The organism is Streptomyces sp. NPDC004610 (genome assembly GCF_040609715.1).
Classification (GTDB): Bacteria; Actinomycetota; Actinomycetes; order Streptomycetales; family Streptomycetaceae; genus Streptomyces.
The window spans coordinates 164996-178237 of sequence record NZ_JBEXLA010000004.1; the positions used below are offsets into that span (position 1 = coordinate 164996).

Annotated in this window: 16 protein-coding genes; 15 read left to right on the plus strand and 1 reads right to left on the minus strand. The window is 72.7% G+C overall.

The window, feature by feature from the left end; all coding sequences use genetic code 11:
- Positions 1-78: 78 nt before the first annotated feature.
- The 14 genes from ABZX40_RS06130 to ABZX40_RS06195 all read left to right on the plus strand — a co-directional run bounded on the left by ABZX40_RS06130 (position 79) and on the right by ABZX40_RS06195 (position 11835).
- Positions 79-996 carry a hypothetical protein gene (locus ABZX40_RS06130; RefSeq protein ID WP_355737474.1) on the plus strand — a complete coding sequence of 306 codons (918 nt, stop codon included), beginning with the start codon at positions 79-81 and terminating at the stop codon, positions 994-996.
- A gap of 58 nt (positions 997-1054) precedes the next feature.
- Positions 1055-1762: a Flp pilus assembly protein CpaB gene (gene cpaB, locus ABZX40_RS06135; RefSeq protein WP_355737471.1), complete on the plus strand. Its 708-nt coding sequence runs from the start codon at positions 1055-1057 to the stop codon at positions 1760-1762.
- A 31-nt stretch (positions 1763-1793) separates the two neighbouring features.
- Complete coding sequence (locus tag ABZX40_RS06140) at positions 1794-3119, plus strand: AAA family ATPase (protein ID WP_355737469.1); 1326 nt, start codon at positions 1794-1796, stop codon at positions 3117-3119.
- Positions 3120-3442: 323 nt separating this feature from the next.
- Positions 3443-3781: a pilus assembly protein gene (locus ABZX40_RS06145; protein ID WP_355737848.1), complete on the plus strand. Its 339-nt coding sequence runs from the start codon at positions 3443-3445 to the stop codon at positions 3779-3781.
- A gap of 1 nt (position 3782) precedes the next feature.
- The gene (locus ABZX40_RS06150; protein WP_355737467.1) at positions 3783-4160 is read left to right on the plus strand and encodes a TadE/TadG family type IV pilus assembly protein; all 378 of its coding nucleotides are present in this window, start codon (positions 3783-3785) and stop codon (positions 4158-4160) included.
- A gap of 39 nt (positions 4161-4199) precedes the next feature.
- Complete coding sequence (locus ABZX40_RS06155) at positions 4200-5537, plus strand: CpaF family protein (protein ID WP_355737464.1); 1338 nt, start codon at positions 4200-4202, stop codon at positions 5535-5537.
- A 68-nt stretch (positions 5538-5605) separates the two neighbouring features.
- Positions 5606-6550, plus strand: a complete 945-nt coding sequence (locus ABZX40_RS06160; protein ID WP_355737845.1) for a type II secretion system F family protein — start codon at positions 5606-5608, stop codon at positions 6548-6550.
- A 17-nt stretch (positions 6551-6567) separates the two neighbouring features.
- Positions 6568-7455, plus strand: coding sequence for a DUF5936 domain-containing protein (locus ABZX40_RS06165; RefSeq protein WP_355737461.1), 888 nt, complete (start codon positions 6568-6570; stop codon positions 7453-7455).
- A 42-nt stretch (positions 7456-7497) separates the two neighbouring features.
- Positions 7498-8832 (plus strand): histidine kinase, encoded by a 1335-nt coding sequence (locus tag ABZX40_RS06170; RefSeq protein WP_355737458.1) that lies wholly within the window; start codon positions 7498-7500, stop codon positions 8830-8832.
- Complete coding sequence (locus ABZX40_RS06175; protein ID WP_355737455.1) at positions 8829-9647, plus strand: response regulator transcription factor; 819 nt, start codon at positions 8829-8831, stop codon at positions 9645-9647. Before ABZX40_RS06170 ends, ABZX40_RS06175 begins: the two co-directional genes overlap by 4 nt.
- 120 nt (positions 9648-9767) lie before the next feature.
- On the plus strand, positions 9768-9971 hold the full coding sequence (locus ABZX40_RS06180) for a hypothetical protein (RefSeq protein WP_355737843.1): 204 nt from the start codon (positions 9768-9770) through the stop codon (positions 9969-9971).
- Positions 9968-10564, plus strand: coding sequence for a pilus assembly protein TadG-related protein (locus tag ABZX40_RS06185; RefSeq protein ID WP_355737840.1), 597 nt, complete (start codon positions 9968-9970; stop codon positions 10562-10564). The genes ABZX40_RS06180 and ABZX40_RS06185 overlap by 4 nt, the downstream gene beginning before the upstream one ends.
- Positions 10565-10598: 34 nt before the next feature.
- On the plus strand, positions 10599-11177 hold the full coding sequence (locus tag ABZX40_RS06190) for a hypothetical protein (RefSeq protein WP_355737452.1): 579 nt from the start codon (positions 10599-10601) through the stop codon (positions 11175-11177).
- A 10-nt stretch (positions 11178-11187) separates the two neighbouring features.
- Positions 11188-11835, plus strand: a complete 648-nt coding sequence (locus ABZX40_RS06195; RefSeq protein WP_355737450.1) for an OmpA family protein — start codon at positions 11188-11190, stop codon at positions 11833-11835.
- A 9-nt stretch (positions 11836-11844) separates the two neighbouring features.
- Here the strand turns inward: ABZX40_RS06195 and ABZX40_RS06200 are convergent, their stop codons facing one another.
- On the minus strand, positions 11845-12255 hold the full coding sequence (locus ABZX40_RS06200; RefSeq protein ID WP_355737447.1) for a DUF192 domain-containing protein: 411 nt from the start codon (positions 12253-12255) through the stop codon (positions 11845-11847).
- Positions 12256-12362: 107 nt separating this feature from the next.
- Here ABZX40_RS06200 and ABZX40_RS06205 point away from each other — a divergent pair, with 107 nt between their 5' ends.
- Positions 12363-13238, plus strand: coding sequence for an LLM class flavin-dependent oxidoreductase (locus tag ABZX40_RS06205; RefSeq protein ID WP_355737443.1), 876 nt, complete (start codon positions 12363-12365; stop codon positions 13236-13238).
- The last annotated feature ends 4 nt before the right edge of the window (positions 13239-13242 follow it).

Here is a 13242-nt window from a genome sequence, read left to right on the forward strand (position 1 = left end):
ACGTAGTCACGCAATGAAGTCATCTCGGTGCACCGGAGTCACGCCCGCGCACCGGCCGGCGGAATCGGGGAGCTGCGCGTGCCAACTGCCATTGCCGTGACGGGCGCCGACCTGGCGCTCCCGGCGCAGGACGAACGGACCCTGCCCGCGGCCGTGCTGCCCGACCTGGACCGGCGCCCGCTGGACCAGGTGCTCGCCGAGGTGCAGATCCTGCTCGACCAGCACGGGCAGCTCGTCGTGGTCTGCTCCAGCGCCGCCCCCGCCGCCGTGTACCGGCGGCTGCACACCGTCCGCTCCCTCCTGGAGAGCGACCGCATCGCCCTGTTCCGCCCCGAACTGCCCCCGCTCGGTGTCGCCGTCCTCGCCCGGCAGCTGCGCCAGCTCGCCTCCTGCGACCTCAGCCCCGGGGTGCTCGCCTCCGCCGGACGGCTGCTCACCCACTACATCCACGCCGGCGCCCTGCTCGGCTCCGTCGCCCGACTCGACCGCGTGCCCGTCACCCTCAAGGCGCACGCCAAGTCCTGGATGCCCGGCAGCCAGTTCGCCGTCCTCGCCCACCCCCAGCCGCAACTCGTCCGCCTCGGACCCGACGCCACCCTCGCCGGACCCGAGTTCGCGACCCGGATGGTGGTCGCCAAGGGGCAGCTCACCGCCGACTGGGTCACCGCCACCCTCGCCCCGGCCTGGCAGGCCCAGGGGCTGCGCGAGGTCCCGCTGCCCGCCGACTCCGCCCGCTGGTGGGGCACCGGACGGCTGATCGAGTTCTGCGCCCATCTGAGCGATCTGTCCGTGCTGTACCAGCTGGTCACCTCCGTCCGCCAGACCGTCTGCCACTGGTGCGGCCTCGATGTCATCGGCGACCTCTGTGTGTTCTGCAGCGCCACCCCGCCCGACGCCGGGGACCCACCCGAGCCGGACGGAGCGACCGGCGACCCGGCGCCGCACCGCCGGCTCACCGAGGGCCCCGCCCGCACCCGCCGGGCCCTCACCCCCTGACCGCCCGCACCACCGCCCGCCTCCATCCCCGTCACCCCCCATCGAGGACGCACGGTTCATGAACTCCCGTCAGCGCCGCGGCGTGATACTCCTGCTCCTGTCCATCCTGTGCGCCCTCGGCGCCTTCGCCGGCGTGCTCTCCGTCGTCAACGACGTCAGCTCCAAGGTCGGCCCCGAGGTCACCGCGTACGAGCTGAAGTCGAACGTGGCGCCCTACACCCCGCTCAGCGCGGGCCAGTTCAGCGCGGTGGAGATGCCCGAGCGCTGGCTGTCGCCGACCGCCGTCACCGATCTCACCGAGATCCGCGGCAAGATCGCGGTCACCGCCCTGAAGAAGGGCTCCCTGCTCCAGAGCGACATGATCGTCGACCAGCCCGCGCTGAAGGCGGGCGAGCAGGAGGTCGCCATCATGATCGACGCGGCCACCGGTGTCGCCGGCAAGATCACCCCCGGGGCCACGGTCAATGTCTACGCCACCTTCGAGGGCGCGCGCGAGGAGGACCCCGACCAGTCCCGGGTGATCATCGCGGGCGCCCGGGTCCTGGACGTCGGCCGGCTGACCCCCCTCGAACCCGACGACAACGACCGCTCCCGGGCCGGCACCGAGGCCGTGCCGATCACCTTCGCGCTGTCCGCGCCCGACGCCCAGCGCATCACCTACGCCGAGTCCTTCGCCGAGCAGGTCCGGCTCGCCCTCGTCGCCCCCGGCGGCGACGGCGCGGTCCCCGAAGAGGACCGCACCTACGAACTCGCCGACGACCAGTGACGACGAGCAGGGACCAGGGAGAGGCCGCTCCATGCCCACCAGAATCCTTCCGGCGGTGTCCGACGCGGACGCGGTCCGCTCGATCACCACACTCCTCAGCCAGCTCCCGGACGCCGAACCCGTGGGCCCGGTCCTCGACTCCACCCAGCTGATCGACACCCTCGCCCGGCTCGCCGCCGAGTCCGTCGACGAACTCCCCGAGGTCGTCGTCGTCCATGAGCGGATCGGCCCGGTGCCCGCGCTGGAGCTGATCCGCGAGGTCGCCCTGCGCTTCCCCGCCGTCGGCGTCATCCTGATCACCTCCGACGCCGGACCCGGGCTGTTCGCCGCCGCCATGGACTCCGGCGCCCGCGGCCTGGTCGCCCTCCCGCTCAGCTACGAGGAGCTGGGCGCCCGCGTCCAGGCCGTCGCCCAGTGGTCGACCGGCGTCCGCCGCCATCTCGGGCACGGCGGCGCCGACTCCTTCCCCGGCGTCGGCGGCACCGTCGTCACCGTCTCCGGCGCCAAGGGCGGGGTCGGCACCACCCTCACCGCCGTGCAGCTCGCCCTCGCCGCGCAGGCGTCCGGCCGCTCCACCTGCGTGGTCGACATGGACCTCCAGACCGGCGACATCGCCGCCTACCTCGATGTCCAGTTCCGCCGCTCGGTCGTCGACCTCGCCACCATCACCGACATCTCGCCCCGCGTCCTCGCCGACGCCGTCTTCCGCCATGACACCGGGCTGGCCCTGCTGCTCGCCCCCGGCGAGGGCGAACGCGGCGAGGAGGTCACCGACCGCGCCACCCGCCAGATCGTCAGCGCGCTGCGCTCCCGCTACGAGACCGTCGTCCTGGACTGCGGCTCCCAGATGAGCGGCGCCGGGGCGGCGGCCGTCGAGATGGCCGACACGGCACTGCTGGTCACCACACCGGACGTGGTCGCCGTCCGGGGCGCGAAACGCCTGGTCCGCCTCTGGGACCGGCTCCAGATCCGCAAGGCGGAGGAGACCACCGTCGTCGTCAACCGCCACACCAAGAGCACCGAGATCCAGCCCGCCCTGATCCAGCGGATCACCGGCACCGCCGTCGCCCGTACCGTCGTCCCCGCCCACTTCAAGGAACTCCAGGCGGTGGTGGACGCCGGACGGCTGCACGAACTCGACGCCAAGAGCACGGTCAAGCAGGCCCTGTGGACCCTCGCCGGTGAACTGGGCCTGGTCCAGGGCACCGAGGCCACCACCACGGGCCACCGCCGCGGCGGCTCCCGCGCGCGCTCCCGCTCCCGCACCGACACCGCCCGCCAGCCCGAGCCCACGACGCCCCGAGGCGGCGACCGGGCGGCGCTGACGTTCCGGCGGCGCAAGGAGCTGGGGCGGTGAGCGGGGTCCGCCCGGCACCGGAGCGCGGTGCCGGGGTGGTGGAGCGGCCCCGCCCGGCGCAACGGGCCGGGGCGACGGGGCGGCCACCGGCATCGACCCGCGATGCCGGGGCGGTGGCGCCGCGCTGGGCGTGGCCCCGGTCGGCTCCGGCGCGCCGCGCCTCGCCCCCGGAGCAACCCCGGGCATCGGCCCACCCCACCCCCGCCCCCGCGCGTTCCCGCCCGGCGCCGGAGCGACGGGCCGCCACGCTCGACGCGCCCCCGCCCCACCCCCGTTCCGCCCTCCGTGACGACCGTGGGCAGGTCACCATCGAGTTCCTCGGGATGACCCCGCTGATCGTCATCACGCTGGTGCTGCTGTGGCAGTTCGTGCTGCTGGGGTACACCTTCACCCTCGCGGGCAACGCCGCCGACGAGGCGGTGCGGGCCGGGACGGCGGCGGCGCCGGGGGCGCGGCAGGGGGCCTGCCAGGAGGCGGGCCTCGACAAGCTGCCGGGTGCCTGGGCGGGGAACGCCGAGGTGGACTGCGGGACCTCGGGGGGCTTCGTGACCGCGCGGGTCGTCCTGCGCGTCCCGGTGCTCTTCCCGGGCACGGTCGCCTTTCCCTTCGAGGTGCGGGGCCAGGCGGGCGCGGTCGAGGAGGACACGGGAGAGGGGGGCTGACATGCCGTACGCATCACCGTCCGGACGGCGCCGGGACCGGGCAGGGGACCGGGGGCAGGTCGCCATCGAGTACCTCGGATTCCTGCCGATCCTGCTGCTCGTCGCCCTCGGCACCGTCCAGCTCGGGCTGATCGCCTACGCCGGACAGCAGGCCGGGACCGCGGCGCGGGCCGGGGCGCGGGCCGCCTCGCTCGACCTCGGCGCCCAGCAGGGCTGCACCGCCGCCGTGAGCGACTGGCTCGACGCCGCCTGCTCCGAGGGGCGGCTCGGCGACGAGGTCGAGGTCACCGCCACCGTCGACATCCCGTCCCTCGTCCCCGGCTGGGACTTCGGCCCCGCCACCCGCACCGCCGTCATGCCGATCGACCACAGCGACTGACAGACCGACTGACAGCGCGACCGAGAGAGGGGGCCCGCGATGAGTCTGAGGGCACGCATCAACTCCCCGGAGGAGCAGGGCAGCCGGGGCGAGGACGGCCATCTGGTCGCCTCCTACCGGGCCAAGCTGCTGGAGGAGATCGACCTCGCGGAGATGGGCTCACTGGCCGCCGCCGACCGCCGCGCCCGGCTGGAGCGGGTCCTCGGGCACATCATCAGCCGCGAGGGCCCGGTGCTGTCCACCGTCGAACGGTCCCAGCTGATCCGGCGGGTGGTGGACGAGGCCCTCGGCCTCGGCATCCTCGAACCCCTCCTGGAGGACGCCTCCATCACCGAGATCATGGTCAACGGCCCCGACGCGATCTTCGTGGAGCGCGGCGGCCGGGTCGAGCAGCTCCCGATCCGGTTCGCCTCCGGCGACCAGCTGATGCAGACCATCGAACGGATCGTCTCCACCGTCAACCGCCGGGTGGACGAGTCCAACCCGATGGTCGACGCCCGCCTCCCGTCCGGCGAACGCGTCAACGTCATCATCCCGCCGCTGTCCCTGACCGGCCCCACCCTCACCATCCGCCGCTTCCCCCGCTCCTTCACCCTCCAGGAGCTGATCGGCTTCGGCTCGCTGGACGAGCACATGCTGTATCTGCTCGCCGGGCTGGTGCAGGCCAAGTTCAATGTGATCGTCTCCGGCGCCACCGGCACCGGCAAGACCACCCTCCTCAACGCCCTGTCCGGACTGATCCCCGGTGGTGAGCGCATCATCACCATCGAGGACTCCGCCGAACTCCAGCTCCAGCAGTCCCACGTCATCCGCCTGGAGTCCCGCCCGCCCAACGTCGAGGGCAAGGGCCATGTCACCATCCGCGACCTGGTCCGCAACTCCCTGCGGATGCGGCCCGACCGGATCGTGGTCGGCGAGGTCCGCGGCGGCGAGTCCCTCGACATGCTCCAGGCCATGTCCACCGGCCACGACGGCTCGCTCGCCACCGTCCACGCCAACAGCGCCGAGGACGCCCTGATGCGGCTCCAGACCCTCGCCTCCATGTCCGACGTCGAGATCCCCTTCGTCGCCCTGCACGACCAGATCAACAGCGCCGTCGATGTGATCGTGCAGCTCGCCCGGTTCGCCGACGGCACCCGGCGGATCACCGAGATCGCCCTCCTCGACAGCCATGGCGGGGAGCCGTACCGGCTGGTGAGCGTGGCCCGCTTCGACGCCCGCCCGATGGCCTCCGACGGCCGGATCCACGGCGTCTTCCGCTACTTCCCGCTGCCGCGCCGCACCGCCGACCGCCTCTACATGGCGAGCCAGCCCATCCCGCAGGCCTTCGGCATCGCCCTCACCGAGGACATGCTCGCCACCCGAGAAGCCAGGTAGGACCCGCCGCCATGCCCACGACCACCGCCGCCATGAACATGACCATGACGATGACCATGAACCTGAACCTGAACCTGGAGAACCTCACGACGCTCACCATCGGCGTCACCCTCCTCACCCTGCTGCTCGCCGTCGCCGGCGTGCACGTCTACGCCGCCGGACGCGCCCAGCGCCGCGCCCTGGTGGACCGGCTCACCGCCACCGGCCAGGCCCCCGACACCGGCCGCCGCCGCCACTTCCGCGACCTGGACCGGCGACTGCGCCGCACCGGCCTCGGCCGCCGCCTGGAACTCCGGCTCGCGGCGACCGGCCTGGACATCACCCCCGGCGAGTTCGCCGCCGGGATGCTGGTCGCCGTCGCCGGACTCTGGCTGGTCGGCCACGCCGCCCTCGCCCCCTTCTTCGGCCCCATAGCCGGGCTGCTGGGCGTCGGCGCCGCCCTCCAGTTCCTCAACTGGCAGCGCCAGAAACGCATCGAGAAGTTCATCAACCAGCTCCCCGAACTCGCCCGCATCCTCGCCAACGCCACCAACGCCGGACTCGCCCTGCGCACCTCCATCGGCATGGCCGCCGAGGAACTGGAGGCCCCGGCGGGCGAGGAACTCGCCAAGGTCGCCGACCAGCTCGCCCTGGGCGCCTCCCTGGACGACGCCCTCGACGAGATGGCCCGGCGCCTGCCCTCGCGCGAACTCGTCGTCCTGGTCACCACCCTCGTCCTCGCCAACCGGGCCGGCGGCCAGGTCGTCGGCGCCCTGCGCAACCTCACCGAGACCCTGGAGGAGCGCAAGGAGACCCGCCGCGAGATCCGCACCCAGCTCTCCCAGGTCAGCATGACCTCCTACGCCGTCCCCGCGATGGGCGTCGGCGCCCTGTTCCTGATGAACGGCGTCAGGGAGGGAGCCCTGGACCGGATGACCGGCTCCCCCTACGGCCAGGCCGCCGTCATCATCGCCTTCGGCCTCTACGCCATCGGCTTCCTCCTCATCCGCCGCCTGTCCCGGATCGACGTGTAGGGGAGGCGACGACGACCATGGCACTCCTCCTCGCGGCCCTCGCCGCCCTCAGCGTCTGGGGCGTCTTCGCCGGCATCCGGATGTACCGCGCCGACGTCAAGCTCCCGCCCGATCTCCAGCTCGCCCTGGAGGTCGGCGCCACCCGCACCGGCGCCGTCGACTCCGTCGTCGACCGCATGGGCATGCGCTACGCCCCCGCCGTCCTGCGCCTGATGGGCCCCAAACAGGTCGCCCGATACCGCCGCCGCATAGACCTGGCCGGCAACCCCGGCGGCCTCACCATCGACCGCTACGCCGCCCGCCGCGCGGTCTACGGTGTCCTCGGCGCGACCGGCTTCCTGGTCTTCCTCCTGCGCGGCGACTACCTCGTAGCCCTCCTCCTCCTCGCCTTCGGCGCGTTCTGGACGGAGGTCGGCATCTGGTCGGCGATCCGGGTCCGCAGGGACGTCATCGAACGCACCCTGCCCGACTTCCTGGACGTGCTCGCCGTCGTGGTCAGCGCCGGCCTCGGCTTCCGCCAGGCCCTGGACCGGGTCTCGTCCAAGTACGAGGGCCCCTGGGCCGACGAACTCCGGATCACCCTGCGCCAGATGGACCTCGGCATGAGCCGCCGCCAGGCGTTCGCCGAACTGCGCCGCCGCAACGACTCCGAACAGGTCGCCATGTTCGTCACCGCCCTCCAGCAGGGCGAGGAACTCGGCGCCCCGATCGTCGACACCCTGGTCGCGCTCGCCCGCGACATGCGCCGCACGGACGCCCAGAACGCCCGCCGCAAGGCGGCCCGCGCGGTCCCCAAGGCCACCATGATGATCACCACGTTCATGGTCCCCGCCACCATGCTCCTGCTCGCCGCCGGCCTGCTCCTCGGCTCGGGCACCGACTTCGGCACCCTCACCGGCGAGTAGGCCACAGGAACCAGCAGAAAGAAGTAGGGACGGGGAACGCGGATGACCACGCTGCCGACACCACGGGCGACCAGACCCGCCCGGGGCCGATGGCGGTTCCCCGGCACCCGGCGCCCCCCGCTCTCCGCCGCCCCCCGGGACCCCGCCCCCGAACCGGCCATCCCGCTCCAGGTGAACGCCCTCCAGGCGCTGTGCCGCCAGGTCTTCGGCTTCCGGCTGGCGATGATCGCGGTGGCCGCCCCCGCCGCCCTGCTGAACGCGGGCCCCGGCCTCGGCGCCCCCCTGGTCGGCGCGGCGGTGGTCGCCACGTTCATGGTGTCGTACGTCCTCTTCCGCGACTGGGAGCGCTTCGGACCGCTGCTGCTGCGCCACCCCGCCCTGCTGGCCGCCGACACCGCCCTCGGCTCCCTGCTGCTGATCTCGGCGGGCCCGGACAGCACCCTGGCCTATGTCAGCGTCTGCACCCCGCTGCTGGCGGGCCTGGTGTACGGCTGGCGGGCGGCGGCGGTGTTCGCCTCGCTCCAGGGTCTGATCCTGTGGCTGGTGGAGGCGACCCTGAACCGCGACCGGCCGACCACCCTCGCCGAGTCCCTGCTCCTGCCCGGCCTCTGTGTGATCGTCGGCGCGGTCGGTTCGACCCTGCGCAATCTGATGCTCCGCTTCGGCGCCGCGACCCAGGCCCTGACGGAGGTCCGCACCCGGCTCGCGGCCACGGAGGCGGTGGCCGCGGAACGCGCCCGGCTGGCCCGCGAACTGCACGACTCGGTCGCCAAGACCCTGCACGGCGTCGCCCTCGCCGCGGAGGGCCTGGCGGCGACCGCGGCCCGCGACGGAGCCGACCCGGCGCTGATCCGCCGCCAGGCGGACCTGGTGGCCCGCTCGGCCCGCCGGGCGGCGGCGGAGTCCCGCGAACTCCTCCGCGACCTCAGAACCGACCCCGCCGCACCGACCGGCACGGACATCCTCCCCGAACTCCGCGCCACTCTGGCCGAGTTCACGGCCCGCACGGGCCTGGCGGCGCCCTACGTGGGCGCACCGACGCTCCCCCGGACCTCCGCCGGGGTGGCCCGCCAGGTCCTCGCGGTGGCGGCGGAGGCGCTGGAGAACGCGTACCGCCACGCGCACGCGGACCGGGTGGAGACGGCGGTCGAGGTCCACGGCGACCGACTCCGCCTCACCGTGGCCGACGACGGCCGGGGCCTCCCCCCGGACACAACCCTGGAAGAACTGAGTGGATCCGGCCATTTCGGCTTGGTCGGCATGGTCGAGCGGGCGGCGGCGATCGGGGCACGGATCCGGATCGGCCGCGGGGAGCGCGCCCGCGGCACGGAAGTCAGGCTGGACGTCCCGCTGAGGGTGTGGAGGAGAGACACATGACCGGCACACGAACGATCCCGTACGAGGGACTGCCCCGCGGGGAGCTGCCCTCGCCACCGCCGGTCAGGGGCCTGCGGGTGGTGGTGGCCGACGACAACCCGGTGGTCCGCGCGGGCCTCACGGCACTGCTGTCCGGCCGCCCGGACCTCACGGTGGTCGCGGAGGCGGCGGACGGCCGCGAGGCGTGCGAGGCGGTGGACCGGCACCGGCCGGACGTGGTCCTGCTGGACGTCAGGATGCCTGGTGTGGACGGCATTTCGGCACTTCCGTACCTGGCCCCCCGCGCACCGGTCATGATGCTGACGTACAGCGGCGAACCCGAGATCGTCCGGGAGGCGCTGCGGCTGGGGGCGCGGGGGTATCTGGTGCACGGCGAGTTCACGGTGGAGCAACTGGTCACAGCGGTCCGCGACATCACGGCGGGCCGCCGGCACCTGACGCCGACCGCAACGGAAGCGCTCCTGCGCGACTACGATGCGACTGCACACGCAACTGACGAATTCCCCCTTACCGATGGCACTTCTTCCCCCAAACAGCTTTCGCGAATGCAATCTCCTATGGCACAGTCTTCCCCAGGGGCCGTGCCATCGGCGGCACGGGCGAGGTTCCGGCTCAGCGCGAGGGAGGCGGAGATCATGGACCTGATCACATCCGGGATGACCAATCAGCGGATCGCCGCGCTGTGCTTCATCACCGAGAAGACCGTCAAGAACCACATCAACCGCATCTTCGCCAAACTCCAGAGCGACACCCGCTCCGAGGCGACCGCCAAGTGGCTGGGAACGGCTCCCGACGACCAGTGGGGCGCCCGATGACCCGGCGCCCGCTCTGGGCCCGGGATTGGGCCCGTGGACCCTGGGGCAGACAGGCCACACGGCACTACGGTGGCCGCGTCGGAAGCGGCACCGGCCACGGTGACCCTGGAGGGGTGCGTCATGGGCAACTGGATCAACTCCGCGATCTCGTACGTCAGGGATCGGGACCGCGTCGCCCGGGACGACGACCGGGGGCAGACGGCGGTGGAGTACCTGGGGATCATCGCGGTGGTGGTGGCTATTGTGTTGGCGATCACGGGGACGGACATCGGCTCGGCGATCTACGAGGCCATCATCGAGCAGATCGACGAACTGACTGGCTGACCCACGCTCGTAGATCCGGTGACGCGGGGCAGGCCTTTCCCATCTACATCACGGTGGTGGCGGGCCTGCTCCTTCTCGCGTTCGCGTTCGTCGCCGTGGGCCAGGCGGCGGTCAACCGGAGCGACGCCCAGACCGCGGCAGACGCCGCCGCGTTGGCAGCGGCCCAGGAGACACGGGACGACCTCACCGGCGCCTGGCTGGACGACCTGCTGGATCCGGCCCAATGGCGGGCGATCTTCGACGGCAACGCGGCAGGCATCGAATCGGGCTGCTGGCGTGCCTACGAACTCGCGTCGATGAACGATGCCGAAGCCGACTGCACGGCCGACGGTCTCCTCGCGTATGTGGTCGAGGCGACGACCACCGAGCCCGTCGGTGACTCCATCGTGCCGGGCACGGAGGGCAAGCACGCGACCGCGCGGGCGCGGGCCGTGATCGATCCGCGCTGCGAGTTCGAGCTTCCCGGTGAGGACGCCGGTGAGGAAGCGCTGCCCGACCTCTCGTGTGACGGAGAGAACTGGGAGCTGGATCCGGAGGAACCCATCGACCTGCCGGGCCCCGAGGATCTCTTCGATGTCCACCTGGCCGACTGACAAGCGAACGACGAGTTGAGAAGGAAGCGGAGTCATGAGTATTCGGTGCACGGCGAAGGCTCGCAGGGGGATGGCTGCGCTGGCCGTTGCGGCTGGACTGGTCCTCGGCGTGACCGGCTGCGGCGGCGGTGGCGGAGACGACGCGAAGCCGGAGGCATCCGCATCCGCTTCCGAGCGTGACAGCTCCGGCCTCGACACCCAGGAAGGCACGGACACACCACTTGCCGAGGTGCGGGGCGAGGACGGGCTGATCCTGACGATCACGTCCGCTGTCAGGGACGCCGGTGGATTCGTCACCGTGAGCGGAGAGATCAAGAACGACGGTTCGGACTCGATCCGGATCCCGATCCAGACACGTGGTGACGAGACCGAGATCGTGCGGCACGGCGAGTCGCTCGGCGGGGCGACGCTTGTGGACTCCGGGACCAAGAAGCGGTACTACGTGCTCCGCGACACGGACGGCCGTCCTCTGACCACCACGGACATGCCCCAGATCAAGGCCGGCGCTTCGATTCCCGTCTTCATGCAGTTCCCTGCACCGACCTCCGATTCCTCCGAAGTCACCTTCCAACTCCCCACCTTCGCCGCCGCCCCCATCCAGATCTCCGGATGAGGCCCCGACCATGACCCCTACCTCCACCCGCCCCCGCCCCCTCACCCGCCCCCGTCTCACCACCCCCCTAGCCCTGGCCACAGCCACCCTCCTCCTGCTCTCCGGCACCGCCGCCCACGCCGACGACGACCCCAGCGTGCCGCCCGGTACCGAACCCAGCGCCTCCGCCCCCGTCGACGTCGATCCCAACGACCCCGACCTCAAACTCCCCGAGGGCGCCACCCTGGCGGAGCCCAAGGTGCTGGACATCAAGACCGTCGTCGAGGAGCAGAGCGGCGACGAACGCCGCGAGGACACCAACGCCGACGTCAAGTTCGCCCTCCAGGCCGAGGTGCTGTTCCCCAAGGGCAGCGCCATCCTCACCGGCGAGGCCAAGGCCCGGATCGCCACGATCGCCGCCGAGATCGAGACGCAGGGCGCCACCACCGTCCGCGTCTTCGGCTTCACCGACAACCTCGGCTCCGCCGCCAGCGGCGACGCCCTGTCCAAGGAGCGCGCCAACGCCGTCCACGACATCCTCGACTCGGAGCTGAACGACCCCGGCGTCACTTTCGAGGTCCGCGGCTACGGCGAGGACTACCCCATCTCCTCCAACGACACCGAGACCGGCCGCAAGAAGAACCGCCGCGTCGAGGTCACCTTCCCCCGCACCGGATAACCACCCCCCTCAACTCCCCTCCACCCGCACCTCCACCCGCACCCCCACCCGAACCCCCCACCCCTCCATCGCCCCCGCCTCCGCCTCCAGGACATGCCGGGAGCGGAGGCGGGGCAGGCCCAGGCGGCCCGGGGGCATCGTGCGGACGGCGAGGACCCGCAGCCCGCGGTCCAGATACGCCACGTCGATCGCGAACCGCATCCCGAACGTGTGCACACTCCCCGCCGGTGTCAGCAGCAGCGCCCCCTCGATCCCGTCCCGCCCCAGCAGCCCCTTCGTCCGGGCGCGATAAGAACGGGCGATCTCCACCGGCACCGGCACCGGCACGGGCACGGGCACGGGCAAGGGGACCGAACCCGACACCTCCCCCGGCACCACCAGCACCCCCACCCCGTCCCGCCACCGCGACGACCGACCCATGCCGGACCACCCCCTCCCACCCCACCCCACCCCACCACACCCGCACCGCTCGCACCCCCCCCCGCAAAGGAGTTGTCCCGAACGCCACCCCCGGATAGGAAGACCCCATGACAACCCTCGGCGTGGTGTTCCGTCCGCAACTGCCCCCCGAGCGCCTCCGGGCCCTCGCCCGGCTCGCCGACGACTCCGGGATCGAGGAGCTGTGGCTCTGGGAGGACTGCTTCCGCGAGGGCGGTATCTCCACCGCCGCCGCGGCCCTCGCCTGGACCGAGCGGGTGCGGGTCGGCGTCGGACTGCTCCCCGTGCCGCTGCGCAATGTCGCCCTCACCGCCATGGAGGTCGCCTCCCTGGACCGGATGTTCCCGGGCCGTGCCGTCGTCGCCGTCGGCCATGGGGTCCAGGACTGGATGGGCCAGGTCGGCGCCCGCGTCGCCTCCCCGCTCACCCTGCTGGGCGAGCACCTCACCGCCCTGCGCGCCCTCCTCGCCGGTGACACCCTCGCCGTCACCGGCCGGTATGTCGCCCTGGACGATGTCACCCTGGACTGGCCCCCGGCCCGCCCCGTGCCGATCCTCGCCGGGGCCACCGGCCCCCGTACCCTCCGGCTCACCGGTGAGGCGGCCGACGGGACCGTGCTCACCAGCGGCACCACCCCGGACGATCTGCGCCGCGCCCTCGCCGCGGTCGAGGAGGGCCGCCGCGCCGCCGGACGCACGGGCGACGCCCACCGGGTCGTCGTCTATCTTCTCGCCGCCACCGGCCCCGGCGCCGAGCAGCGGGTGCGCGCCGAGCTGGCCGCCGAGGGCCGGGCCGACGACCCGGCGCGCGGGGTCGCGGGCGACGCCGCCACCGTGGCCGCCGCCGTACGCGCGCTCGCCGGGGCCGGTGCCGACGCCGTCATCCTCCAGTCCACCGGCGACGAACCCGACCCGGAGGGTTTCCTGCGGTTCATCGCCGAGGAAGTCCGCCCCCTGATCCCCTAGGCCA

Bases quoted from the DNA above. Each gene is read 5' to 3' on its own strand.
- ABZX40_RS06190 (WP_355737452.1), top strand. From the start codon at position 10,599: ATGAGTATTCGGTGCACGGCGAAGGCTCGCAGGGGGATGGCTGCGCTG.
- cpaB (WP_355737471.1), top strand. From the start codon at position 1,055: ATGAACTCCCGTCAGCGCCGCGGCGTGATACTCCTGCTCCTGTCCATC.
- ABZX40_RS06170 (WP_355737458.1), top strand. From the start codon at position 7,498: ATGACCACGCTGCCGACACCACGGGCGACCAGACCCGCCCGGGGCCGA.
- ABZX40_RS06200 (WP_355737447.1), bottom strand. From the start codon at position 12,255: ATGGGTCGGTCGTCGCGGTGGCGGGACGGGGTGGGGGTGCTGGTGGTG.
- ABZX40_RS06175 (WP_355737455.1), top strand. From the start codon at position 8,829: ATGACCGGCACACGAACGATCCCGTACGAGGGACTGCCCCGCGGGGAG.
- ABZX40_RS06150 (WP_355737467.1), top strand. From the start codon at position 3,783: ATGCCGTACGCATCACCGTCCGGACGGCGCCGGGACCGGGCAGGGGAC.
- ABZX40_RS06165 (WP_355737461.1), top strand. From the start codon at position 6,568: ATGGCACTCCTCCTCGCGGCCCTCGCCGCCCTCAGCGTCTGGGGCGTC.
- ABZX40_RS06140 (WP_355737469.1), top strand. From the start codon at position 1,794: ATGCCCACCAGAATCCTTCCGGCGGTGTCCGACGCGGACGCGGTCCGC.
- ABZX40_RS06195 (WP_355737450.1), top strand. From the start codon at position 11,188: ATGACCCCTACCTCCACCCGCCCCCGCCCCCTCACCCGCCCCCGTCTC.
- ABZX40_RS06180 (WP_355737843.1), top strand. From the start codon at position 9,768: ATGGGCAACTGGATCAACTCCGCGATCTCGTACGTCAGGGATCGGGAC.
- ABZX40_RS06155 (WP_355737464.1), top strand. From the start codon at position 4,200: ATGAGTCTGAGGGCACGCATCAACTCCCCGGAGGAGCAGGGCAGCCGG.
- ABZX40_RS06145 (WP_355737848.1), top strand. From the start codon at position 3,443: ATGACCCCGCTGATCGTCATCACGCTGGTGCTGCTGTGGCAGTTCGTG.
- ABZX40_RS06205 (WP_355737443.1), top strand. From the start codon at position 12,363: ATGACAACCCTCGGCGTGGTGTTCCGTCCGCAACTGCCCCCCGAGCGC.